1 protein-coding gene is annotated in these 201 nt (G+C 56.7%); it reads left to right on the top strand.

What is annotated here, in order from left to right:
- On the top strand, positions 1–201 hold a 201-nt coding region (locus tag JDF658_RS14120), incomplete at both ends, for a spore germination protein (RefSeq protein WP_143312039.1).

The following is a 201-nucleotide window of genomic DNA, read 5'->3' as shown; positions in this document are numbered from 1 at the left end:
GAAGCGGGGGCCCGCTTACCCCGGGCCATTGGCCAGACTATATCCATTGTAGGCGGTCTGGTCATCGGTAATGCAGCGGTACAGGCGGGCATTGCCAGTCAGATCATGATCATCATTGTGGCGATTACCGCCATCGCTTCCTTTGCTATCCCTCATTACAATGTGGCCGCTGGCCTCAGACTGATGCGCTTTCCCCTCATG

This window comes from Carboxydocella sp. JDF658, from assembly GCF_002049395.1.
In the GTDB taxonomy this organism is placed as follows: domain Bacteria; phylum Bacillota.
The sequence above is the reverse complement of the archived record's forward strand: the minus strand, read 5'-3'. Positions and strand labels throughout refer to the sequence as shown.